Source organism: Alteromonas sp. NFXS44, assembly GCF_040148705.1.
Taxonomy (GTDB): domain Bacteria; phylum Pseudomonadota; class Gammaproteobacteria; order Enterobacterales; family Alteromonadaceae; genus Alteromonas.
Map to the genome: position 1 here is coordinate 274,615 of NZ_JAGDEA010000001.1, position 24,987 is coordinate 299,601.

The 24,987-nt window shown below is 49.8% G+C and carries 22 protein-coding genes and 1 pseudogene; 18 read left to right on the forward strand and 5 right to left on the reverse strand.

Annotation, left to right across the window (positions count from 1 at the left end):
• Positions 1-102 precede the first annotated feature (102 nt).
• Entirely contained in the window at positions 103-3,168 is a 3,066-nt protein-coding gene (locus J3369_RS01210) for a TonB-dependent receptor (protein WP_303573347.1), read from the forward strand.
• A 142-nt stretch (positions 3,169-3,310) separates the two neighbouring features.
• Here the strand turns inward: J3369_RS01210 and J3369_RS01215 are convergent, their stop codons facing one another.
• On the reverse strand, positions 3,311-4,309 hold the full coding sequence (locus tag J3369_RS01215) for a sugar phosphate isomerase/epimerase family protein (protein WP_349582810.1): 999 nt from the start codon (positions 4,307-4,309) through the stop codon (positions 3,311-3,313).
• The gene (locus tag J3369_RS01220) at positions 4,306-4,704 is read right to left on the reverse strand and encodes a C-glycoside deglycosidase beta subunit domain-containing protein (RefSeq protein ID WP_349582813.1); all 399 of its coding nucleotides are present in this window, start codon (positions 4,702-4,704) and stop codon (positions 4,306-4,308) included. Before J3369_RS01220 ends, J3369_RS01215 begins: the two co-directional genes overlap by 4 nt.
• Before the next feature lie 217 nt (positions 4,705-4,921).
• Here J3369_RS01220 and J3369_RS01225 point away from each other — a divergent pair, with 217 nt between their 5' ends.
• From J3369_RS01225 to J3369_RS01265, 9 genes and pseudogenes are all read left to right on the forward strand, one after another.
• Positions 4,922-6,610 carry a GMC oxidoreductase gene (locus tag J3369_RS01225; RefSeq protein ID WP_349582815.1) on the forward strand — a complete coding sequence of 563 codons (1,689 nt, stop codon included), beginning with the start codon at positions 4,922-4,924 and terminating at the stop codon, positions 6,608-6,610.
• Positions 6,611-6,619: 9 nt separating this feature from the next.
• Positions 6,620-7,828, forward strand: coding sequence for an MFS transporter (locus J3369_RS01230; RefSeq protein ID WP_349582818.1), 1,209 nt, complete (start codon positions 6,620-6,622; stop codon positions 7,826-7,828).
• Between the two features lie 360 nt (positions 7,829-8,188).
• A complete protein-coding gene (locus tag J3369_RS01235) occupies positions 8,189-10,522 on the forward strand; it encodes a TonB-dependent receptor (protein ID WP_349582821.1) in 2,334 nt (777 codons plus the stop codon).
• 99 nt (positions 10,523-10,621) lie between these two features.
• Complete coding sequence (locus tag J3369_RS01240; RefSeq protein ID WP_303573353.1) at positions 10,622-11,269, forward strand: Qnr family pentapeptide repeat protein; 648 nt, start codon at positions 10,622-10,624, stop codon at positions 11,267-11,269.
• Between the two features lie 320 nt (positions 11,270-11,589).
• The gene (locus tag J3369_RS01245; protein WP_349582825.1) at positions 11,590-13,914 is read left to right on the forward strand and encodes a TonB-dependent receptor; all 2,325 of its coding nucleotides are present in this window, start codon (positions 11,590-11,592) and stop codon (positions 13,912-13,914) included.
• Between the two features lie 44 nt (positions 13,915-13,958).
• A pseudogene (locus J3369_RS22010) lies at positions 13,959-14,216 on the forward strand (carboxylesterase family protein); the annotation flags it as partial.
• Between the two features lie 7 nt (positions 14,217-14,223).
• On the forward strand, positions 14,224-14,694 hold the full coding sequence (locus tag J3369_RS01255) for a carboxylesterase family protein (protein ID WP_502877392.1): 471 nt from the start codon (positions 14,224-14,226) through the stop codon (positions 14,692-14,694).
• A 116-nt stretch (positions 14,695-14,810) separates the two neighbouring features.
• On the forward strand, positions 14,811-15,071 hold the full coding sequence (locus J3369_RS01260; protein ID WP_349582834.1) for a type II toxin-antitoxin system ParD family antitoxin: 261 nt from the start codon (positions 14,811-14,813) through the stop codon (positions 15,069-15,071).
• Positions 15,058-15,351, forward strand: a complete 294-nt coding sequence (locus J3369_RS01265; RefSeq protein WP_349582837.1) for a type II toxin-antitoxin system RelE/ParE family toxin — start codon at positions 15,058-15,060, stop codon at positions 15,349-15,351. Before J3369_RS01260 ends, J3369_RS01265 begins: the two co-directional genes overlap by 14 nt.
• A 47-nt stretch (positions 15,352-15,398) precedes the next feature.
• On the opposite strand, the gene J3369_RS01270 is transcribed toward J3369_RS01265, so the two are convergent.
• Entirely contained in the window at positions 15,399-16,805 is a 1,407-nt protein-coding gene (locus J3369_RS01270) for an aminotransferase-like domain-containing protein (RefSeq protein WP_349582840.1), read from the reverse strand.
• 182 nt (positions 16,806-16,987) lie between these two features.
• Here J3369_RS01270 and J3369_RS01275 point away from each other — a divergent pair, with 182 nt between their 5' ends.
• Positions 16,988-17,149 carry a hypothetical protein gene (locus J3369_RS01275; protein ID WP_349582843.1) on the forward strand — a complete coding sequence of 54 codons (162 nt, stop codon included), beginning with the start codon at positions 16,988-16,990 and terminating at the stop codon, positions 17,147-17,149.
• Positions 17,150-17,163: 14 nt separating this feature from the next.
• On the opposite strand, the gene J3369_RS01280 is transcribed toward J3369_RS01275, so the two are convergent.
• Complete coding sequence (locus tag J3369_RS01280) at positions 17,164-18,027, reverse strand: LysR family transcriptional regulator (protein WP_349582845.1); 864 nt, start codon at positions 18,025-18,027, stop codon at positions 17,164-17,166.
• Between the two features lie 112 nt (positions 18,028-18,139).
• Between J3369_RS01280 and J3369_RS01285 the strand changes: the two genes are divergently transcribed.
• Positions 18,140-18,454: a DMT family transporter gene (locus tag J3369_RS01285; RefSeq protein WP_070125969.1), complete on the forward strand. Its 315-nt coding sequence runs from the start codon at positions 18,140-18,142 to the stop codon at positions 18,452-18,454.
• A gap of 31 nt (positions 18,455-18,485) precedes the next feature.
• On the opposite strand, the gene J3369_RS01290 is transcribed toward J3369_RS01285, so the two are convergent.
• On the reverse strand, positions 18,486-19,397 hold the full coding sequence (locus tag J3369_RS01290; RefSeq protein WP_349582848.1) for a LysR substrate-binding domain-containing protein: 912 nt from the start codon (positions 19,395-19,397) through the stop codon (positions 18,486-18,488).
• Positions 19,398-19,556: 159 nt separating this feature from the next.
• On the opposite strand from J3369_RS01290, the gene J3369_RS01295 reads away from it, so the two are divergent.
• Genes J3369_RS01295 through J3369_RS01320 form a run of 6 tightly spaced genes read left to right on the forward strand, consistent with a single transcriptional unit; the run spans position 19,557 to position 24,943 of the window.
• Positions 19,557-20,534, forward strand: coding sequence for a fumarylacetoacetate hydrolase family protein (locus J3369_RS01295; RefSeq protein WP_349582851.1), 978 nt, complete (start codon positions 19,557-19,559; stop codon positions 20,532-20,534).
• Between the two features lies 1 nt (position 20,535).
• The gene (locus J3369_RS01300) at positions 20,536-21,336 is read left to right on the forward strand and encodes a cyclase family protein (protein ID WP_070125966.1); all 801 of its coding nucleotides are present in this window, start codon (positions 20,536-20,538) and stop codon (positions 21,334-21,336) included.
• 11 nt (positions 21,337-21,347) lie between these two features.
• Positions 21,348-22,514 (forward strand): alpha/beta hydrolase family protein, encoded by a 1,167-nt coding sequence (locus tag J3369_RS01305; protein WP_349582854.1) that lies wholly within the window; start codon positions 21,348-21,350, stop codon positions 22,512-22,514.
• A 4-nt stretch (positions 22,515-22,518) separates the two neighbouring features.
• Complete coding sequence (locus J3369_RS01310; RefSeq protein WP_349582857.1) at positions 22,519-23,448, forward strand: VOC family protein; 930 nt, start codon at positions 22,519-22,521, stop codon at positions 23,446-23,448.
• Between the two features lie 5 nt (positions 23,449-23,453).
• Positions 23,454-23,816, forward strand: a complete 363-nt coding sequence (locus J3369_RS01315) for a Rieske (2Fe-2S) protein (protein ID WP_119499611.1) — start codon at positions 23,454-23,456, stop codon at positions 23,814-23,816.
• A complete protein-coding gene (locus J3369_RS01320) occupies positions 23,813-24,943 on the forward strand; it encodes an FAD-dependent oxidoreductase (protein ID WP_349582860.1) in 1,131 nt (376 codons plus the stop codon). Before J3369_RS01315 ends, J3369_RS01320 begins: the two co-directional genes overlap by 4 nt.
• Positions 24,944-24,987 lie beyond the last annotated feature (44 nt).

Consider the following 24,987-nt stretch of genomic DNA (forward strand, 5'->3'; position numbering starts at 1 on the left):
GAGAGCCAAAGCGTGAAACCATAATGACATCGATATCACGGGGCGCTCAGTAAGGGACATGCATTTCATTTGTGTCACAAAAACTCAATTGGAAACCAAATAATGTTTAAAAAATCAAAACTGTCATGCGCGGTGGCAGGTACTCTAAGCGTTGTGGTTGCGTCACAGGCCTTTGCTCAGCAAGCGCCTGAAGAAATGGAACAGATTGAAGTCCGTGGTGTTAGGGGATCACTGTCTCAATCTATGAACGTGAAGCGTCAGTCATCAGGTGTTGTTGATGCCATTTCGGCAGAAGACATGGGTAAATTCCCTGATACTAACCTGGCAGAATCACTTCAACGGATTACCGGTGTATCAATTAACCGTGTAAACGGTGAAGGTTCTGAAGTTACCGTGCGTGGTTTTGGTGGTAACTTCAACTTAATCACGTTAAACGGCCGTCAGATGCCGGCTGCAAACGTAGCATCAATTACCGGTAACTCAGATGACCAGGGGGCTTCCGGCTCTACCCGTTCATTCGACTTCTCTAACCTTGCCTCTGAAGGTGTAAGCGGTATTGAAGTATACAAAACCGGCCGTGCAGCAGTACCGTCAGGTGGTATCGGTGCAACAATTAATATTAATACCATAAAGCCGCTGGCTCAGGGTGAAAACCGCATGTCTTTCGGAGCTAAGGCAATGAAAGACGAAAGTGGTGACGGCGTAACGCCGGAACTGAGTGGTATGGGTAACTGGTCTAACGACGACAACACCCTGGGTGTAGCAGTATTTGGTTCTTATCAGGAACGTAATTCCGGTAGCCGCGTGATGAACGTGTCTCAGTATCAGCTGTTTAACTGGGATTCTACTTCTCCGGGTACCTTTGGTCTGGTCGACGGTGCAACTGTTACCAATCCGCCGGAAGAAGGTCAGCTGGTGGCGATGCCGCCTAACGTAGGTTACGGTGTTAACGAAGACAGCCGTGAGCGTTTAAACGGTATGGTTACGTTGCAATACGCACCGTCAGATACTTTAACCATTACTGCTGATGCGACTTATGCAAGCAACACCATGGAATCCACCTCTATCACTGATGGTGTCTGGTTTGCCCGTCAGTTTACTGACATGGAATTCGATGGTAACCCCATTGTTGCGACACCTATCCGTTTCAGTGAAGACATCGACGGCGGTAAAGACTTCTTCTTCCAGAACCTGGCGCTGGCCGCGAAAGATGAAATGCACTCGTTCGGCTTAAATGCGAACTGGTGGGTGTCTGATGAACTGAACCTGCGTTTTGACGTGGCGTCATCAGAAGCTACAAGTGGAGGTGACGGTCCTTCCGGTAAAAACGTTGTACGTATGAACGTTGCCGGTGCAACTGCTGGCTGGCAGACGGTTGATATGTCTTCAGGCTTCCCGCAAGTGAGCATCGTGGTAGACGATTCAATTAAGGGTAATAATAACGGTATTTTCGATATGCCGGACGTAGGTCCGCAGGTTGCCCGTGCTATCGAATCTAACCAGAAGCAAACTGTTGATCAGGTCCGCTTTGACGGTACCTGGGATCAGGGCGCAGACGTGAAAATCGATTTCGGTGTAGGTTATATCTCTACTGAGATGAACCAGAACCGTTTTGAGACCGAAGCGCAGCTTGGTGGTTGGGGTGTCGCTGATGTAGGTAATATTCCTGAAGGTCTGCTGGAAATCACCTGTACTGCCTGTGCGTTTGAAGATACCAATATCACTGGCGTTGCTGGTGCTGACGCCATGGCTGTTCCGGCCGGTTCAACGACTATTCCGTTAGGTAGCGTGTCGTTCAAGGGGAATGCGGTAGAGCTGGTTAACACCATCGCGCCTATGTACGGTTACACTCTGGATACGTTTAATGCGATTTCTTCTGCTGATAACACAGTGAAAGAAGACATTCTGTCTTTATACGGTATGGCGTCAATGGACGGCGAACTGGGTGGTTTCGAGACTAACCTGGTAGTCGGTGCACGCTATGAGAAAACAGACGTAGAGTCGATTTCTTTACAAACCGTTCCACTGCAAATCAACTGGGTATCAGACAACGACTTCCGTATGGTACTGGGTGACGAAACGCAGGCACTGTCGCAGAAACACTCTTATGAAGCGTTCCTGCCGAATATCGACTTCTCGATTAACCTGACTGACGATTTGAAGGCCCGAGCTTCTTACAGCATGACGCTGGCCCGTCCGGCCTATAACCAGATGTACACTGCAACCACAGTGGGTGCGCCGGGTCGTCCTACCTATTTAGGTGGTCAGGGTTCCGGTAGCCGTGGTAACGCCGCGCTGGATCCGCTCGAATCCAATAACTTCGACCTGTCTTTAGAGTATTACTACGGTGATGCGTCTATGGTGTCTGTCGGTTACTACCGTAAAGACGTAGACAACTTCGTTGGTACACAGCAGGTTTCTCAAGGTCTGTTCGGTTTGCTTGACCCTACTTCCGGTGCAGCCGGTACAGTGTCTGCTGAAGCGATTGCTGAACTGGAAGCCCGTGGTGTAGAAGTGACAGAGCGTAACTTCTTTACCATGACAGCACTGTTAACCAACCCGGATAACTTCCCGGGTGGTGCTGATGAGTTCGAAGAAGGTCAGGCATTCGCTGATGCAGTATTTGCTTCAAACAACGTTGAGCCGCAAGCCGGTGACCCTGAAATGCAGTTTGAGGTGACTCAACCTGTGAACAACCAGAGTGCACGTATCTCCGGTTACGAGTTCGCATGGCAGCATTTCTTCGGCGACAGCGGCTTTGGTTACCAGGCTAACTTCACCATCGTAGACGGTGATATTGGTTACGATGTAGGTGCGAGCCCTGCTATCGAGCAGTTCGCTCTGGAAGGCTTAAGTGACAGTGCTAACCTCGTATTAATTTACGAGAAGAATGGCCTGTCTACCCGTATCGCTTACAACTGGCGTGATGCGTTCCTGGCAGAAGTTAACCGTTCTGTATCGTCACAGCGTAACCCGCTGTTCATTGATGAATACAAGCAGTTAGATTTGAACGTCAGCTACGACTTCACTGATGACTTCACCATGAGCCTTGATGTCATTAACTTACTGGAAGAAGGTCAGCGTCAGTATGGCCGTACACAAAACAACACGTTCTTTGTTCAGGAACTGGACAGACGTTTTGTACTGAGTGCCCGTTATAGCTTCTGATTGAAGTTATAACAACCGTTGAAACCGCACCTGATAGTTGAGCAGGTGCGGTTTTTTTATGTTTGCCGTAAATAAAACGGAAATAAAAAAGCGCCGTTCCCACGCAAAAAGAACGACGCTGAGTAGTGCTCAGAAATGAGGATCAGTACTGACTGATGATGTGGCGGCACATCTTGTGATGTTTTTCCACCATATCAAATGCGCTGACTTCATCAGCATCCCAGAATGCGTGACCTTCCCATTCACTGGACATGGAAATTTCACGGTCTGCCTGTGTAAACACTTTCAGGATAGCCGCGTAATCAATAGACGGAGAGTCAGTGTTGTCTTCGTTAACTTCATAGAACTTACCGTGAATATGTACTGTGCGGTCCAGCAGTTCTTTCCAGTCTTCCGGCTTTTGACGGCCGAACATGGTGAAAATTAATCGAGCCTGGGCAACAGGCAATTCTGGTTCACCGGCTGCCTTCGCAGTTTCGGCAAATGCCATGTAACGTTCAATTGGCGTGCCTTCTGCCTTCCAGTGCGCTGTTAACGAGGCAACACCTGCGTCTGACAGACCGGCCATTTTAAGCTTATCAATCATGCCCGGCGCAATAGCACGCATACTTGAACTAAAATCAGGGACAAAGCCCAGGTATTCAGAATCGATGCGTTCATAGACTTCACGGGTAGCCATCACCTTTGGCGTATTCGGACCTTCAGGTGCGTGAATTTCCATACCCAGTTTTACGTTGGCTTTACGGGCGATTGGCTCCAGCTTTTCCAGTACCTCAGGGGTCAGACCTATCTGAATACGCATAACCGGAAAGCCCATTTCACCGGCAAGCTCAATTTGCGGGCGCATAAACTCTACGCTTTGCTCGGTATCCATCCACGCTTTCGGATGTGTAGCGATATCAGCATTACCTGCTAATGAAGTAAGCTGAAGTTCATTTCGCTCAACGGCATTTAAGAAATCGCTGATGTCCTTCTTATCGACTTTGCCGGGAAAACCACGCAGGCTCTGAAAACCAATCATCTCAAGGCCCGGTCCCAATTTACGCTTGCCGACCTCATCGATGAGCGAGGGCAGGGTGTACTGGCCGGATAACCATTCATTGGTCATCGAATATATTGTTACGCCAAGCTGAATACTCATTGTACGGCTACCTCTTTCTCGACATCTGTGCGTTGTACCAGTGGGAAGTTAGGGCCGATGATGATGTAAGGAATGCGGGTGGCCAGAGAAACCGCCAGCTTCGTTGTTTCGCCGGCATTCACCGGAGATGCATCCGGCACTTGAAACGTCAGCGCATCCTGCACAAACCACCAGTCTTCTGTGCGGTCTGCCAGCGCACTGAGAGGCAACAGTTCACCCTCCCACTTCAATTTCACATCTTCACTGGTAAAAGATTTGTCGCCCAGTGTGATAGTAATGCTTTCAATACAAGACAAAGGTAATGAACGATACCAGGCAATGTGCACCGCAACGTCATAACCCTCTGATGTGCGTGAAACGGCATCGTCCCGGATCACGTTAGCTTCGAGTGTCATAATGAATCTCCAGATAATGTGTCAATCAATATTGGAATTTGTATTCCAAATTGTCAATCATGTTTTTAACAAAATTGTTTCATATAATCGTTTTTAAGGTGGCTTCTCAGAGATTTTTGTAAAAATAAAGATCTTTTTTTATCTTTTTTAGGCCTCTTTAAGGTTGTGATTGTTATGTTTTAGAATTAAAGTTCTATAAAAATTGTGAGGTGCAATCATGAACACAACAAAAGAATTTGATGCCATTGTGGTGGGCTCCGGTGCGACCGGTGGTATTGCCGCGAAAGAGTTGACTGAAAAAGGTCTGGAAGTCTTGTTGCTGGAAGCCGGCCCTGCTCTGGACGAAGCCATTTTCAACCGACCGCCACTGAAGCGTCCTGTGAACGTATGGGACCGCATGAAAGCCGGTGTGTCAGGTCAGCACAATCAGGCGCGGTGTTCATGGTATTCACCGGACAAAAAAGAATTATTCGTAAACGATTTTCAAAATCCCTATACCACCAGTGGTGATGATTTTTTGTGGATCCGTGGCCGCCAGGTTGGCGGACGTTTCCAGTCATGGGGCCGTGTTGCGGTGCGGATGTCTGATTACGATTTCAAAGCCGCTTCTCACGACGGATTCGGCGAAGACTGGCCAATCGAATACAACGATCTCGTACCTTACTATGAGTCTGTGGAAAAAAGCCTCGGCGTTATTGGCCGCAAAGAAGGGTTGGATAACCTGCCGGACGGCGAATTTATCCGCGAAGCAGGACTCAGCTCATTTGAAGAAAAATTCAAAAATACCATTCAGAATAAGTGGGAAGACCGCAAGCTCACGCCGTGGCGCTATGTGCAGTCATCGGCAACCTTGCCGGATGATACCGGCAGTAAGCATATTACCTCGCCAATCGCTGCGGCACTGGCAACAGGCAAACTAACATTACGTGATAACGCCGTTGTCAGCCAGATTGAAACCGACTCATCAACGGGTCTTGCTACAGGTGTGACGTTCGTTGTCCGCGAGTCAAAACAGAAATACACCGTAAAAGCCAATGTGGTTATGCTGTGTGCGTCAACTATCGAAAGTGTGCGTCTGTTGCTGAACTCTGCCAATGCGGCGAATCCAGATGGATTAGCAAATGGCTCCGGTGTGCTGGGCCAGTATTTTATGGATCAGACCAACGGCGTGGTGTTTGGTAGCATTCCGGGTCACACCGGCTTTGAACTGGTAGACGGCAAGCATCCCGGCGATAACCACGGTGGTTTCTACATTCCCCGCTTCCAGAATCTGTCTGCTGATGACAATCGTTACGATTTCATCCGCGGTTTCAACATTCAGGGCATGATTGGCCGTATTCCGGTGCCGGATACCATCCCGACGCTGTTCGGTTTAACGGTGCAGGGCGAAATGCTGCCCCGTCAGTCTAACTGCATCACAGTAAACCGGAGCAAGAAAGATGCCTGGGGAATTCCGGTTGCCAACATTCATATTCAGTTGTCTGACAACGAAAGAAAGATGGCGGCAAAACAGATGCAGACCATTCTGGAAATGGTAAAAGAGATGGGCTGGAATGTGGAAATTGCTGCCAGCTTACTGGATATCCATAATAAGGACTCTCTGATGCCAACGGCGAACTGGTTTGAACGCATGATGTTCCGCCAGTCTTACAAGCGCAGTCTGGGTCTCGGCTCTGCTATACACGAATGTGGCGGCGCTAAAATGGGCGCAACAGCGGAAACGTCGGTCCTTAACAAGCATAATCAGTGCTGGCAAATTCCAAACCTGTTTGTCACCGATGCCAGCAGTTTCGTCACTAATGGCGCTTGTGGCCCGACGCTGACGTCAATGGCCCTGACCGCCCGGGCGGCAGAGTTTATTGCCGGCAACTATGAAGGCAAGCCATTGACCACCCAAGCGGTGTAAACAGCGAGTATGACCGTGAAAAATACCTCATCAGGGGCAATGATCTTTGTTTACTGTTCATTGTTCCTTGATGCCATGGGGCACGGCCTGCTTGCGCCGATCATCCCTACGCTCATCGGCGAGCTGGCAGGCGTTAATGTCTCTGAAGCTGCTGTATACGGCGGCGCAATTGTTGCGCTGTTTGCCACAGTACAATTCTTCGCAACGCCATTACTCGGCAATCTGAGTGATGCCATTGGTCGCAGGCCGGTGCTGGTCACATCAATTTTCGCATTCGGCATTAACTACATGCTGATGGCATTTTCCCCGTCCCTTGCCTGGCTCTTTGTGGCTCAGGGTTTTGCCGGTCTGTTTGGTGCAACACCCGCTGTTGCTGCTGCCTTTATTGCTGACAGGTATGAAGCCGGAGAACGGGCGAAAAGGTTTGGTACCCTTGGCGCGGCCTACGGTCTCGGGTTTATGTTCGGGCCGACACTCAGTGGCGTGCTGGCCGAATGGGGACACAGAGTGCCTATCTGGGTTGCCGCCGGATTGATTCTGACCAATGCGGTGGTGGGGCTGTTTGTTTTCAAAGAATCTTTACCCGAATCAGCACGTAAGCCTTTCCGGCTGGCCGGTGCCAGTCCATGGGGAGTATTTAAGCAGGTCAGCGTGAATAAGGCTGTGCCTAAATTGTTGCTCGTGGTGCTGTTGTTACATATTGCACTGAATACAGTGCCCGTCGTGTGGCCGTATTTTACGACCTGGCAGTTCAGTTGGACCGCCAGAGAGATAGGTTTGTCTATGGGCTTCTATGGCATATGCAGCATTATTGCTCAGGGCATTCTTGTGGGTAAATTATCAGCCAGATTCGGTGACAAAGCTGTGGCGTTAATAGGTATGTCCGGCCTGGTGATCAGTTCGCTGGCATTTGCCTTCATCACCAGTCAGTGGTTCATCTTAATTTTTATCTTCCCAGGCGCCATGGGCTTCATGAGTAATGCCGGATTAATGAGCCAGCTGTCAGCCATGACCGATGCATCCACGCAGGGCGCAGCGCAGGGCGCTTTCTCTGCCACACGAAGTCTGGGAGCCATTATCTCACCGCTGGCGATTCCCCCGCTGTTTCATTTGTTTACCACTCCGGACAATACGTTACCGGTTTTCGCAGGGATCCCGTTTTTGTTAGCTGCGCTGTTGGCCTTACTGGCGATAATTGTCATGAAACGCAACGTCTGACCGGCGAAAAGCGCAGGCGATAATCACTCTTTACATTGTTTATTGAATGTTAATTCTAAAAATGTTTGAGGCCGGTTTTTTCGGCTTTATACACTTTTTTCGTTCCCGTCATGTTCCCGGTGATTCAATTAATTTCATTTTTAATCAGTGCTTTAATGTCACTACCCGTTATCTAAATAGTCAGTATTGATTAATTTAATGTTAACAATCTGTTGACATTATTCATCTAGATCTATTATTTTAGAATTGCAATTCACATTTCAAAAAGATTGGCTTGTGAATTGGGAGAGCGACACAGCCTTATAACAATAATAAGAGGCTTACCGTTCAGAACATGACATAACACTGACTGGTGGACACATGCCTTACATCACTTTAAAAAGATCAACACTGAATACTGCTATCTGCTGCGCTTTAGGTTTTCTGACAACGTCTGTTCTGGCACAGGAAACCGCTACAGACCAAACGAGTGAACCGAAAGGAAGTGATCTGGAGATCATTGAAGTAACTGCGCAGAACCGCGTTCAGTCGGTTAACGATGTACCGATTTCAATGAGCGTTGTCAGCGGCGAGCAGTTAAAAAATGCCGGCGTGACTGATATTCAGACACTGAACCGCATTGCACCGGATTTCGTTACCACAAACGATTCAATAGCCACCAAGGTATCCCTGCGTGGTATCTCTACGGAAAGTTCTGATGAGGCGCAGGATCAGTCGCTGACAGTCAGTATTGACGGCGAATACATAAACCGTCCCCGTGTGATGAATGCGGCGATGTTCGATGTGCAACGTGTTGAAGTACTGCGTGGACCGCAGGGTACGCTGTATGGCCGTAATGCGACTGGCGGTGCGGTAAATATCATTGCCAATAAACCGCAACTGGGCGAATTTACCGGCGAGGGCACAGTGGATGTGGGTAACTTCAATTCCCGTAAAATTAACGGTGCGGTAAACATTCCAATTGGCGATAACGCAGCGACCCGTATTGCTGTGACGTCTACGCAGCATGACGGATACCGTCAGCATGCCAATCAAAATACTGAATCCGGTGACCAGGATGTTCAGGCAGCCCGTGTGGGTTTCCAGTTTGAGCCTACGGATGAGTTTACGGTTTATCTGGCGTATGAAACCAGTTCACTTGATCAGCAGGTGCCATTCCTGGCGGCTTACGATTTGAACGCTTCCGGTCAGGCGGATGACGGTACCGGTAACTGTAATACATCAGCGGGCTGGTCGCTGGTAGGCGTGCAGGACGGGAATACCCTGTGTGCACCGTCAAATACCAATAACCTTTCTACCATCGATAAAGAGAACTTTGATGCCCCACGCACTGCGCCGTTCGCTTTCCACAAAGTAGACAGCGACGCATACCGCGCTAACCTGACTTACAATGCAGATGATTTCACGATTTCTTATCTGGCGGGCTACCGCGACAGTACGGTAGATGCGGACGAGGCGCTGAATCCGGGATACATTTTCTATCGAAACACCGACATTAAAACACTGAGTCACGAACTGCGTATCAGCGGTGGCGAAGGCAAATTCTTCTGGCAGGGTGGTGCGTTTTATTTCAATGAAACTCAGGACGTTCATTCAGCACTGCTGGCTTATATCGGTGCCTATCCTAACGGTCCTCAGGGTTACTGGGTAAACACTTTCTATCGCCCTGACGTGGAATCCGTATCGTCGGCTATATTCGGTCAGGTTGATGTGCCACTGAATGACGAGTTTACACTCATTGTTGGCGGCCGCTGGACTCACGACAGAAAAACAGCGTCGCAAACTAACTTACCCAGCGGTCTGACTTTTGAAGAGCAGCCTGTTATCCGCCCTATCGACACTACCGGTGGCGTAACTGCGGATCTGGCTTTCAACAACGATGAGTTTACCTGGGCGGTGGGCCTGAACTACGAGCCTGACGAAGACGCCATGTACTATGTAAAAGCCAGCAAAGGCTATAAAGCCGGTGGTTTCGACAGTACTAATAATGCTTACGACCCGGAAATCCTCTATGCCTATGAAGCCGGTGTAAAAAGTCAGCTGGATTCAGGCAATCTGAATGGCTCGGTTTTCTACTACGACTATTCAGACTTACAGGTTGCCGTGCTGCTGGACACCACAAAAGGCGGACAAACCTTCAATGCCGGTAAGGTACGGATTTGGGGTGGTGAGGTGTCGTACAACACCTGGCTGACAGACTCAGACCGTTTCACCGCATCAGCTAATTACCTGAACGCTGAATATACCGAGTTTGCGGCAGCCATTCCGGTACAGTGTCTGGGTGGCTGCGGTACGACAGCAGTGAGCAGTATTGACGGCGAACTCATCAGTCTGGCGGGTAATTCTCCGTCGCAGGCACCTGAATTCATCTTCACTTTAGGTTACGACCACTATTGGGAAGTTGACGGTGCATCAGTGGTCGCCAGCGTCTTTTCCCGCTGGAAAAGCGACTATTACATGACCGCGTTTAATAATAATGACGGTAAGCAGGACAGCTTCTCCCAAACCGACTTATCACTGAAATACATCAGTGAATCAGAGGACTGGGAAGTGATGGCATACGTCAGAAACATTGAAGACGAACAACCGCTGACATTTTACTCTTACACAGCGGCAGGACCGGATGATGTGCAGTTGTGGAGCTTTGGTGCACCACGTACTATGGGAGTTTCTGCGACATACCGTTTCTACTGATCCGACGGTAATTGAAACTGTGTGATCTTTGCCGCCCCTCGCCGGGCGGCTTAGTTATTTTTAGCGAAAAGTATTTTCAGGCAATAAAGGAATTCCACTATGCATTATCAGGGCGAGCAGTTTGAGGGAAAACATTTTGATGAAGACCTCGAAGCCGTAAAATTCGAAAATTGCCGGTTTATCGATTGTGACTTTACCCGTGCAAAATTATCAGGCGCAGAATTCTCCGGTTGTGCCTTCACCACTTCAGACGGCGACAAAGGTTGCAGCTTTTCATTTGCTGACATTCGCGATACCAGCTTCCGTAATTGTCGTCTGGCACTGGCCAGTTTCCGTGGTGCTGACGGATTTGGCGCTGAATTCAGAGATTGTGATTTAAAAGGCGCTGATTTCAGGCAGGCATCTTTTGCTAACTTCATCACCACAAAATCTTACTTTTGCTCGATATTCATCACCGGCTGTAACTTAAGTTATGCCGATTTCGAAGGGCAATTATTCGAGAAGTGCGAACTGACTGAAAACATCTGGCGCGGTGCGAATCTCAGCGGCGTCAGTATGGACGGAGCGGATCTAAGCCGTGGCGATTTTTCCTCAGACAGCTGGGGCACATTCAGCCTGAAAAACTGTGATCTGCGCCATGTGGATTTACATGGACTCGACATCCGCAGAATGGATTTAACCGGCGTGAAAATATGTGACTGGCAACAGGAATCGTTGCTCAGTCCTCTCGGGCTGGTGGTGAGTTAACGTTTTTCCGTTCCTTAAAGGCCGGCTTCTACCCTCCTGCCGGCCCTGTAATGCACTCCGTTCATGCTTCGAATAATCCCCGCATTCACTCCTGCGACGATATTTTGTAAATTGTAATTAAAGTTCTAATTAATGGTGGCTTTCTAATTGTCCAATCTATATTCACATGTAGTTGAAAATAAACATTTTTGCTTATTTCATTACAGTTTTCGTAAAGCTGATATCAATTGAATTAATGTTAAATAAATTAACGTTATGTTGATCTGAATCACAAATAGAATTAGCATTCCAATAAATTCACATTAACATTGGATTGCGAAATGGAAAAGAGCAAACTGACTCTGGCGTTGTTGTCAGCTTTCATGGGCGTTTCTGCTACCGGTGCGGTTGCACAGGAGCAGGAAAACGCCGGACAACCTCAGGCGACAGAGACTGAGTACGAAGTTATAGAGGTAACTGCGCAGAACCGGTCTCAAAGTGCGCAGGATGTACCTATTGCGATGAACATACTCACCAGCAAGGATATTGAAAAGGCAGGGGTTACTGATCTCAACGGCCTGACCCGTCTTGCCCCCGATGTGCAGATCACCAACGATACGGTTTTCACCCGTATAGCTATCCGGGGTATCGGTACCAACAGTAACGATGAAACGCAGGATCAGTCACTCACCATCGCTATTGACGGGGAATACCTTAACCGTCCAATCAGTTTGAATGCATCGCTTTTCGATATTGAGCGTGTCGAAGTGCTGCGCGGGCCACAGGGAACGCTTTATGGGCGCAACGCCACTGGGGGCGCAATTAATATTCATGCCCGTCGTCCCGGTGATGAATTTGGCGGCAACGCTTCTTTGACAGTAGGGAACTTTGGTCAGAAAACTTTTGAAGCCGGCGTGGACATTCCCGTCAACGACACCACCGCCATCCGTGTGGCAGGGTTAAGAGCTAAGAATGACGGCTACACTTATCATCCTAATATTGATCAGCGCAGTAACGATCAGAATGTGACGTCAGGACGCATTTCTATCACCTCCATGCCAACGGCTAATTTGTCTTTGTATGGTGCGGTGGAACTGGTGGATGTAGACCAGACATCCAATGTAAGCGCGCATGTGAACGTAAATGAAGAGGGGAACCGTGCAGATGAAACCGGCCCTGATTTCGCTGACGGCTGTTCCGGCAGCGGCTGGCAGGAGATTGCACCGGAATTGGACGGTATCCAGTGTATTCCGGTAAATACTGATTACTTATCGCAAATAGACCGCGATAATTACGATGCCCCTGCGACTGGTGTAGGTACGTTTGAGTCCAGCCAGATTGCTGCACGGGGTCGGGTAACTTACTACCTGGATAACCTGGAATTAAGTTATCGCGTGGGTTACCGGGATTCTGAATCCAGCGGACAAACTCCCCTGGCTCCCGCTTACATGTTCTATAACAACAATCTGGACTCAGAGTCTCTGAGTCAGGAGATCCGCCTGAACAGTGAAACTGAAGGTGGCATCATCTGGCAAACCGGTCTGTTCCTGTTTGATGAATCCCAGTTCGTGTCACGTGGTTTGTACACACCTTATGCCGGTGAAAGCGGCAGCTACATCACCTATTTCTACCGCCCGTTTGTTGATGCGAAGTCGTACGCTGCATTCGGTCAGGCGGAAATTCCGTTCAGCGATAAATGGACGGCTATTGTTGGTGTCCGCTGGACGAAAGATCAGAAAGATGCGCAGTTTGATAACTTTGGCTTCCAGTTTAATTCCGGCTCAGCCCCTTTGACTGAAGGTGCGCCGACGGTACTGGATTTAGAAGCCGATGCATCGAAATTTACCTGGACGGCTGGTCTTAATTATCAGCAGAACAGCGACTCTCTTTACTACGGTAAAATCTCTACCGGATTTAAAGCAGGTGGTTTTGACAGTGTAGGCAGTTATGCACCGGAAACCGTAACGGCATATGAAGTGGGTAGCAAAAACCGGTATGCCAGTGGTCGCTACACACTGAATTTGTCGGCGTTTTACTATGATTATAAGGATCTGCAGGTAACCGCCCTGATTGACAGCAGCACGGGTGCGCAAACCTTCAATGCCGGTAAAGCTGAAATCTATGGTCTGGAGTCGCAGTTTACTGCCTATGTAACAGAAAGCGGCCGGTTAACTCTGAATGCGAACTACCTGCACAGCCAGTATAAGTCTCTGCTGGCCAGTGTGCCTGTGCAGTGCTTAGGGTGCGACCTCAATGGTGTAGGCGATTTAACTCCGGACCCGGACAATGTGGTGCAGCCTGATCTTGGCGGTAACGACACGCCGCAGGCACCGAAGTGGGTAGTCTCTGCAGCGTATGATCAAATCTGGGATTTATCCGGTGGGGCAACGCTCACAGGCAGTGTGTATTTCCGCTACAAAGACAGCTATTACACCAATATCTTCAATTTCAACGACGGTCAGCAGGACGCATTTACGCAAACGGATTTAAGTCTTGAATATGCGAATGCCGATGGCGATCTCAGGATTCAGGCCTATGTCCGTAATCTGGAAAACGAACGGCCGGTAACCTTCTCGGGATATACCAGCGCCGCGTCTGACGATATTTACGCCTGGAACTTTGGCGCACCGCGCACCTATGGTGTTAAGTTATCTTACGACTTTTAATTGTGTGATTGAACAAAGCCCCGTTTACCGGGGCTTTTCTGGGCGTGCCTTATGCTGCCAGTACCGGCGGTGAGAATCGCTGGCGGCCACCGCAGCCTGCATCAGCATGGCAGGGCATGCGTGATGCAACGCACTTTGGCCCAGATTGTTTGTAGCTGCCGCCTCCGCCCATGAAAGCGCCGTGGGGACCGGAGTTTCTTACGGACAATGATATGAGTGAAGACTGCCTGTCGCTCAATATCTGGATGCCTTCAACCCGTTCTGACAACAAAGTGCCTGTGTTGGTGTGGATCCACGGCGGTGCCTTTATTGGCGGTGCAGGCGGAATCGACATTTACCACGGCGATAAACTGGCAGAGCAGGGCGTTAATGAGCCTGCTCAACTGGGCAGAGCAATATCACGATGCTGCAAATATTCTGGCTTACCAGTTCGATTACGCACCGCCCGGTCCGCCTGAAGGCTTCGGCAGCTTTCACTCGGCGGAAATCCCCTACGTGTTTGGTCAGCTCGACGCCGGAGACAGGCAGTACTCTGGTGCAGACAAGGCGCTGTCAGAATTACTACAGAATCAATGGCTTGCATTTATTAAGTCAGGAAAAGATAAGGTGACTGCCGGTGATGACTGGCCGGCGCTGGCGTCCGGGCAACTGCTGGTGGTCGGTAAAAAAGGCAATGCATCCACTGAGCCGGTGCTTTCAAAAGAGAAGATTCAGTTGTTTGAAGAAGCGTCAGCAGCGGGTGGAACGTTGGGGATGTTTTCGGCAGAGGTGTTTCATTGAAAAATCCCGGTGACTAATGATTGATAGAACAAACTTGCTAATAAAAATTCCTGTATTCAGAGTGGCAAAGTGAACATATCGTGCGCATAATACAGGCATAACGTGTGGAGGTTATAATGAATGTTACTCTTGGATCGGAATTTGAGAAACGTATCAACGAGAAAGTTGCTTCGGGACTATACACTTCCGCGAGTGAAGTGATCAGAGATGGCTTGAGGTTGTTGTTTGAAAAAGATATTTCGAAGCAACAGCAACTCGAGATACTAAAGCAGGAGGTCGGGAAAGGATTTCAGCAATTATCTGAGGGCCGAACTTCAGGGAAATCAGCACTGGATATATTCGCTGAAGTGAGTAACGAAATTGATGGAAAGCTATAAGTTATCTGAACTTGCAGAGGAAGATTTAAGACTTATTGTGGCGAGGACTATAGCTGATTGGGGGCAGCCCCAGGCAGAGAAATATGTGTTGCTTTTGCATGAGACAATGCTGCAGATCGCCAATAGTCCGCATATGGGCAGGACGCGGCCGGAACTGTATGAAAATACAATGAGTTTTCCTGTGGGAAAACACATTGTTTATTACTTGAAGGTTGAAGCTGGAATTGAGATAGCAAGAATATTACACCAACGAATGGATGTAGTAACCGCATTTGAGTGAAGAACTCCATGCCAGGAATTTCCTATATAAGTTTTGCTTATTAGAACTCACTCATGCAGAGTGATATCAATGATATAACCCGCCAGGTTCTTAAGTAATGTGCGACGTGCGTCGTTCAGTTCAAACGAGGCGTTCAGCCGGAAGCAATGATTAAATTCATCATGCAGGCTGAACAGTTTTCCGGGAGCAATGGTAATGTGCAGGCGTAACGCTTCACGATAGATATCCATCGCATTCACGTGGGGCTGACATTCTATCCATAAAAAATACCCGCCGTCCTGTGCATGAATTGTGGCAACGTCCTGCAAAAGCGCCTCAAGGCAGTCCAGCATAGCTTTTTTCCTGGCGATCAGCTTTTTACGGAGTTGCTTTAAGTGCAATTCATAGTTTTTGGAGGACAGGTAGTGAACCAGCGACAGCTGCACAGGCGCACTGGTAGCCAATGTACTCATCAGCTGTTGTTTCTGAATCTCCAGCGACTTATGGCTGGCTACCACCCAGCCTATGCGGTAGCCTGCTACCAGTGACTTGGAAAACGACGAACAAAGCAGGCTGTTCCCGTCTTCGACAAAATGTTTAATGGGCAACGGCGGTGTTTTACCGGCATACAATTCAGCATAAACATCATCTTCGATTAAGGTTACCCCGTAGGTTTTGAGTAACCTCGCAATCTGCTGCTTTTTGTCATCATCAAGTGAGTAGCCAACCGGATTCTGAAAGCTGCTCATCAGCCAGCACGCCTTCACCGGATGATTCTGAAAAGCCCGCTCTAACGCGTCAATATCCAGTCCGTTCTGCGGCGAAACCGTCACTGTAATTGCCTTTAACCCCAGACGTTCCAGTGCCTGCATGGCACCATAAAACACTGGAGATTCAATCACTACCCAGTCACCCGGCCGGGTACAGGATTGCAAACTCAGACTGAGTGCTTCAAGTGCACCTGCCGTGATAACAATTTCATCCGGGGAAATATTCATCCCTCGCGCCGCATAGCGCCTTGCAATAATTTGTCTGAGTTCAGGGTTGCCTGGCGGCAGGTTATCCATCGCGCTGGTCAGTGAAATTTGCTGTGCCGCTGCGGCGATGGACTTGTTCAGATGGTGCCTGGGATAAAGAGCCGGATCGGGATAAGCAAACCCTAAGCTGAACATGTGCGGGTCGCGGGATGCCTGAAGCACTTCATAAACAAAGTCATTAATGCTGACCGCTTCCGCTGTTTGTACTTTGTTCTCAGAAGCCGGGCGGGCAGCTGCGGCGACAATAAATCCGGAGCGTTCATGGGAGCTGATCAGTCCCTGACTTTCAAGCATCTGATAAGCATGCAGCACGGTCATCAGGCTGTAACCGGTTTGCCGTGCCTGCTTGCGCAGAGAGGGAAGCTTTTCATTTTCAAGCCAGATACCCCGTTCAATCTGTTCTTTTATTTGCCCAGCTAAAATTTCATATTTCGCCATTGCCAACTCCGGCCAAAAAGTTCGTCAAATTATAACAAGCGAATAAATAATCTGTTATAGAAAGTTGTACGCTTACTGTACCTGTTTATTGTTCCTCTGCGGGTTTACTTTTAATCCTGTCAATAAGGATTTCGTCCAGTCGTTGTCTGGCCGGAAATTCGCTCAATGTCAAAGGGGTCGTCATGAAACTGTATTTACTCTTGTTGTCTTTATTCCTTGCTGCGCCGGCTCATGCAGGTGGAAGCACGGTGTTGGGTATGATTTTTACTGTTGTTTTTGTCGTCGTCATGCTGGTGCTGTACTGGATGGTCGTGGCGGAAGTGGGTGAGAAGGATAAAAGCTGAGGTTGCTCAGATCTTCAGAATTCTTCCGCCAGTGTCTTCTTCAACTCATTGCTAAACCATTGCACTACAGGCCCGTGCTGGCGGCCCCGTGGCGTGATGATGTCTACCGGCACGCTCCAGGTTTTATGATCAAAAGCCATGTCCATTTGCTTCAGTTTGCCGGTATTCAACGCATCCTTTGCCATAAACGCTGGCAGGTATGCCCAGCCAATTCCTTGCAGAAGTAATGACAGTGCGTGCTGGTAGCCTGAACACCACCATACGTTAGATGCCATGCTGATTAAGAATTGAGATTCACGTTTTGCGCTGCCGCGAACGGCTATCTGCTTGTGCTGTAGCAGCGCCGTTGAAGATATCTTGCTGGCATCTGCGAGGGGGTGTGACGGGTGACACACCGCGATAAAAGGTACATTGGCAACGAAGAAGAAGTCTGTGGTTTTCATGGATTCAATTTCCGAAAACATGAGGCCCAAATCAATTTCACCGCTTTCAACGGCGAGAGCGATATCGTGAGAAGGAAGGGTCGCGAAGTCTAATTCCAGTGTAGAAAACCGGCTTTCGAGTCTGGCAATGAGCGCATAAATGGCAGGTGTCAGCATGCCGTCGTCGATGGCGATACTCAGCCGCGTCTCCTGAGACTGACTGATTGCCGCGGCTGTTTTCGACAGCTCATCCGCTTGCACTAACAGACCCTGGGCCATTTTCAACAGACGTGTTCCTGCTTCTGTGAGGACAGGTTGTCTGGATGTGCGGTCGAACAATGTTACGCCTAAGTCAATTTCAAGATTATTGATTGCCTGACTTACCGCCGACTGCACTTTCCCTGTCTTGCGGGCACAGGCAGAAAACGAGCCTTGTTCTGCGGCGATAACGAACATGCGGATATACTCAAGATTTAACATATCAGAAAAAGTGATGGTTACTAACTGGTCTTCATTATAAATAAAGATAGTATGCCGCCCAATAGTTCATCATTTAATGAGGAAAACGATGAGTTGGGTTTATCTGGTGCTGGCAGGGTTAACCGAAATTGGCTGGCCTCTCGGCCTGAAGTTATCTCAAAGCGGCCAGTACAAATGGGGCGGCATCGCCATGGCGATTGCATTTATGGGTGTCAGCGGCTTTTTACTCTATCTGGCGCAAAGGGATATTCCTCTGGGCACCGCGTATGCTGTATGGACCGGAATAGGCGCTGCCGGTACGTTTCTGGTGGGCGTTTTTGCCTTTGGCGACCCTACATCACTGCTGCGCTACATCGGAGTATTTTTGATCATATCTGGTGTGGTGCTGCTGAAAGTAGGATGAGAAATGTGAGGTGATATATCACCTTACGACATCAACTACTCACCATCGCCGCTTCTTCTAAAATCAGTGTGCGCAGCCAGCGGTGAATAGGATCGCTGTCTACAGTAGGGTGCCACATCATGGCTTCCCGCAGGTCGGGAAAATCGAAGGGCATGGATAAAATGTCGATGGGCATGAAGGTGGCCATGAGCTCAGCGAAACGGCGGGGGATAATGGCCAGTCTGCCGGTGCTGACCACCGTGGTGCACAGTGAGGTAAAGTCGTTGGTGATCACCTCGACTTTACGCTCAATGTTGCGCTCGTTAATCAGCCATTGCTCAATGCTTAGTAAACTCACCCGGCCAAAGCCTACAGAAGCGTGCCCCAGCGATGAGAAGACTTCCGGCGTCAGGCCACCTTGTGTATCCGGGTTGTCTTTGCAGGCAATGCAGGCCAGTTCGTCGGTGGAGAAAAAGGCGTGGGGATAACCGTCGACAGTTTCACTTTCCGGCGCAATCACAATATCAATCCCGCTTTTCACCATGGTTTCCACCTCAACGGTGAAAGGTGAAAGAAATTCGAAAGTCATGCCCGGCGCCAGCTTCTGCACTTTCGCCAGTACACCGGCAAGGAACACCTGAATAATATAATCTGACGCAACAATGCGGAAATGTCGCTGGCTGGTGGCGGGCTCCAGTTTACGTTTATTGGTAATCGAGCCGCGCACAATATTCAGCATTTCTCTTACCGGTTCCTGCAGTTCCAGGGCGTATGGCGTGGGCTGCATTTTACGGCCAATCTGTACCAGCAAGTCATCATCAAAGTAATGCCGCAACCGCGATAAAATACTGCTGGTGGCCGACTGAGACAGGTGCAGCTTGTCGGCTGTTCTGGTGATATTTTGTTCTTCCAGCAGTATGTCTAATGCTACCAATAAATTCAGATCCAGCTGTTCAAACCGCATAACGCCCTCGTTGCCTGTTTAGGTATCTATGAAATTGATGCAAACCATCTATACATTCAATTTTTTGTTTTGTCAGCGCCCATTTAACATTGTTTCTCCATTAATTTAAATATTTTTAACAATAAAAAATCGAATTTCTGTTCGGTTTGTGGAGCGGCGATGAAACTAGCCTCAATCGATAACGGTAGTCCGGATGGTCAACTGGTTGTTATCACAAAAGATACTTCGCAAATGTGTCGTGTACACGGTTCTGCCGGCACCATGGCCGCGTGTCTGGCTGACTGGCAAAGTGTGCTTCCGGTACTTCAGGATATCAGCAACGCACTGAACAAAGGCACCTGTGAACAGGCCGAGCCGGTTGCCGGGGCCCGTTTCTTAGCACCGTTACCCCGCACGTATCAGTGGCTGGATGGTTCATTATTTATGAATCACGGCCATCTGATGCAAAAGGCGTTTAATCTCGACCCCATTGAAGATGCCGACAAATATCCGCTGATCTACCAGGGCGCAGGCGATGCCTTCACCGGATGCAACGACACCATCGCACTATATAACCCGGCCCACGGTGTAGATTTCGAAGGCGAGTTCGGTGTTCTGACCACGGATGTGCCTGTGGGTGCCACGCCCGACGAGGCTATGCAGGCCATCAAACTGGTGGTGCAACTGAATGACATCAGCTATCGCGGTCTTGCTCCCCGTGAAATGAAAACCGGTTTCGGGTTTGTGCAGGCAAAAGGTGAAACCGCTTTCGCGCCGTTTGCCGTAACGCCGGATGAGCTCGGCGACAGCTGGGCAGATGGCAGAATTCATTTAACTCTCAATATCACCCGCAACGGCGAATGGTTTGGCAGTCCGTCGGGCAGTGAAATGCATTTTGGCTTTCACGAGCTCATTGCCCACGCCGCCACAACCCGTCCTGTTAAAGCCGGCACGGTATTTGGCTCCGGTACGGTTTCCAACGCAAACCCGGAAGCCGGTCAGGCTTGTATTGCCGAGCTGCGCGCAAAAGAACTTATTAGTCAGGGCAAGCCGCAAACCCCGTTTTTAAGTGCGGGAGAAACAGTACACATGGTGTGCCGGGACAAGCAGGACCAGCCGCTGTTCGGCGAAATCAATCAAACAGTAAAAGGAGGCTAATATGTTCAGCCCCAATGATTTTGACATCGTAGATTTGTCCGTCACGCTGGACAACAACCCTCACACCGATCCGCCGCCGCTGTTGCCGAAGATTGATTATATGGATCACCAGGAAGGCTGGCCCGAAATGGAGGCTATGTTTCCCGGTCTTACTCTCGACCAGTTACCCGGCAACGAATCCTGGGCAGCAGAACGCCTTCAAATCACCACCCACAGTGGTACGCACATGGACGCGCCATGGCATTACGCATCGACCACCGACGGCGGCAAGCCAGCTTTTGGTATTGATGAACTGCCTCTCGACTGGTGTATGCGCCCGGGTGTGAAGCTGGATTTCCGCAATATGGAAGACGGTTATGTGGTGACCGCAGAAGACATCGAAGCTGAGCTGAAGCGTATTAATTACGAACTGCAACCGCTGGATATCGTGGTGGTGAATACCCGCGCCGGTGCCATTTTCGGCGAGCCGGGTTATCTGGAAGCCGGTGTGGGCCTGGGCCGCGAAGCCACCATGTATCTCCTTGAAAAAGGCGTGCGGGTAGTGGGCACCGATGCCTGGAGCTGGGATGCACCTTTCAAATATACCCGCGAACGCTTCGCTGAATCCGGTGATGCGTCAATTATTTGGGAAGGCCATAAAGCCGGCCGTGATATCGGTTACGGACAAATGGAAAAGCTTTCAAACCTTGAGTCACTTCCCGCGTCCGGATTCTGGATTTCCTGTTTCCCTTACAAAATTAAAAAGGCATCGGCGGGCTTTGTTCGTGCCGTCGCATTCGTGCCTAAAAAGACGAATTCTTAAGAGGAGTTATCATGTTTAAGTATTTCCCCACCAACTATGTGTGGAACCTGTCAGTCGACCTCGCCATTGAAATGGGCGCCCGTATCGGTGAAATCGAAGAGATGTGTGCACCGCTGCAGGAAGCCGCAAAGAAAAAAGACAAAGAGGGTACTGAAGCGTTCCGCAATACCTGGGCAAACATGGCAGACAAGCTGTGTGTGCTGGCTGAAGAAGACGAGCAAGCTGGCCGCATGATTTCTGCCGGTGAAAAGTACATGCGCGCTTCCTCGTACCTCATTACCTGCGAGCGATTGCAGGCTCACAATGCTCCCGGTCGTATTGAGCTGTACAAGCGCGAACTGGAGTTGTTCGAGCGTGGCATGGCGCTGAAAGGGGCGAACTGTAAGCGCGTTGAAATTCCTTATGAAGGCAAACATCTGTCCGGTCTTTACGTGAAAGCGAAAAACGTAGACGGCCCGGCACCGCTGTTAATTCAGGTAAACGGCCTGGATTCCACCAAAGAAATGAAATACCTCGTTGGCTTACCACAATGGCTGGCCGATCGCGGCGTGTCGTCACTGGTACTGGATCAGCCGGGCACCGGCGAAGCGTTACGCCTGCAGGGCATTAACGCCCGTTTCGACAGCGAGCACTGGGCTTCACCGGTGGTTGACTGGCTGGAGCAGCACCCTGAAGTGGATAACAGCCGCATTGGTATGGAAGGGGTGTCGTTAGGCGGCTATTACTGCCCGCGTGCGGTGGCCAACGAACCGCGCCTGGCACTGGGTGTGTGCTGGGGGGCAAACCACGACTGGCGTGACGTTCAGAAGCGCCGCCTGGAAAAAGAAGGCGACTTCCCGGTACCGCACTACTGGAATCATGTGTGCTGGGTATGGGGCGCGAAAGACATCGACGAGTTCATGACTATTGCTGAAAACGTGTGTCTTGACGGTGAAGTAGAAAAAATCAAAGTGCCTTTCCTGGTCACCCACGGTTCGAAAGACTCACAAATCCCGCTTAAGTGGGCAGAGCGCACCTACGAGCAACTGGTAAACAGCCCTAAACGTGAACTGAAAGTGTTCACTGAACGTGAAGGCGGTGTACAGCACTCCAGCTTCGACAACAGCATCAACGCCGGTCACTACATTGCTGACTGGGTAGCGGAAACGTTCAACGCCCGCACATCGATTGAAGGATAAAATCATGAATATTATCGGACCGGATTTATTGATTTTTGGTGTTGATGATGTGGAAGCCTGTAAACAGTTTGCGCTGGATTACGGTTTAACGCAGGCATCTGAACACCGCTTTGTTGCTCTAGACGGCACGGGTATTGAGATTTACAGCAAAGACGACAGCAGTTTGCCTGCGCCGCTGGAAACGGGTTCAAGTATCCGCAAAACCATTTACGGCGTGGCAGATTCCGCAACCGTGGATGCCATTTACGACGAACTGTCAAAAGACCGTGAAGTAAAACGTCTGGATGACGGCAGCATTGAAGCGGTAGATGACATGGGCTTTGTACTGGGCTTTCAGGTCACTATGCGCAAACCGCTGGATATGCCGGCAGAGAAGATTAATGCACCGGGTGCACCTGCGCAGCGTCCGGTCAATGAGATTGGTGTATCGAAAGACTTTACGCCGGAGCCGCGCACTCTGTCTCACGTGGTGTACTTCGTACCGGATTACAAAAAAGCGGAAGCGTTTTACGCCGAACGTCTGGGCTTTATCACCACCGACCGCTTCAGTCATGTGGGTCCTTTCATGCGTCCTGCAGGGACTACCGATCACCATACGCTGTTCTTCCTGAACACGCCGCCGCACATGAAAGGTATTGAGCACTTTACCTTTCACATGTCTGGCCCGACTGCGGTGGTGCAGGCCGGTAACCGCATGGTGGAAAAAGGTTACCAGAGCTTCTGGGGGCCGGGCCGTCACATCTTCGGTTCTAACTGGTTCTGGTACTTCAAGAGCCCGTTTGGCTGCAACATGGAATTCGATGCTGACATGGATCTTCATGATGACAACTGGGATGCCCGCGAAGCCTTGCCGGGTGCGGATAACTCGCAGGTGTTCCTGCTGCAGTACCGCGAAAAGTGGGCACCAATGGGCCCGCCGCCACCGAAAGGCTGATTGTCATGAACCAAGGTGTCCTGCTCTGTAAGTTGGATGATTTACCCGACAATAGTTCCCGGGGTTTTTTGCCTGATGCCCAAGGTCAGGACACCGTTTTTATTGTGCGCCGTGGCAGCAAGCTGTATGGCTACAGCGATATTTGTCCGCACTATGGCGATACCGCCTTACCCTGGAAAAAAGATGTTTATCTGGATGCCGGTGGTGACTACATCGTTTGTGCGGCGCATGGCGCGTTATTTACACCCGACACCGGAGAGTGTGTGAAAGGGCCGTGCAGGGGCGATTTCTTAACGCCACTGAACATCACGGTAACCGCTGAACAGGATGTCGTTTTACTCTGTGAATCACGAGGAAAAGAACAATGAGCGCATGCGTAAATAAAGTATTGATTATTGGTGGTGGCTTCTCAGGTATGTCTGCTGCTATCGAAATGAGTAAGCGCGGTATACAGGTTGATCTCGTTGAGATTGATAAGAACTGGCGTACCGACGGTGCAGGGATCAGCATTGGCGGCGCCACCATAAGAGCACTGCGTCAAATCGGTGTACTGGATGAATTTAAAGCGCAGGGCGCTACCCACGCCGGCTTGGATGTGCACGCGCCTGACGGAACGCATCTGGCGCATATTCCTGCGCCGCCGGTAGTGGGCAACGAAGCACCCTGTGAAGGTGCCATTATGCGCCCGGTACTGGCAAAAATTCTGGCAGCCAAAACCCGCGAATACGATGTGAATGTGCGCTTAGGTCTTACCTTTGAGAACATCAACGATAAAGGCGACAGCGTAGAAGTGACCTTTACCGACGGCACCAGTGGCGAATACGACCTGGTGGTCGGTTCAGACGGCCTGATGTCATCGGTCAGAACCACACTGTTCCCTGATGCACCCAGGCCATCTTACATCGGCCAGGGCGTATGGCGTGCAATTTTGCCCCGTATTCCTGAAATTGAAAACATTCACATGTGGATGGGTAAGAACGTGAAAGTGGGTGTGAACCCTATGTCTGAAGATGAGATGTACATGTTCATTACCGAAAACAGGGCGGAAAACGAGTTTATTGAACCGGCTACTTTTAAGGAGCGCTTTATTGCGTTGCTGGAGTCTTTCCCGGCCCAGGTTGTACAGCAAATGAAAGGCATGCTGCATGAGAAATCGATGATTCACTATCGTCCGCTGGAAAGCATGTTGATGCGTGCGCCCTGGTATTCAAACCGTGTGGTGCTTATCGGTGATACCGTGCATGCGACTACGCCGCATCTGGCATCCGGTGCTTGTATCGGACTTGAAGATGCCATTGTGTTGGCCGAAGAACTGGATAACAAAGCCACGTTATCTCAGGCATTAAGCGCCTTCCAGGCCCGCCGGTGGGAGCGTTGTCGCCTTGTGGTCGAAAACTCCGGTCGCCTTGCTGAAATCGAAATTGAGGGCGGTGACAAAATGGAACATGCCGGCATCATGCGTGATTCTGCCATTGCAATGGCACAGCCGCTTTAAGCGCTATTCAGCGATGGAAAAAAGGTGCGCTTTGTATCAGCGCA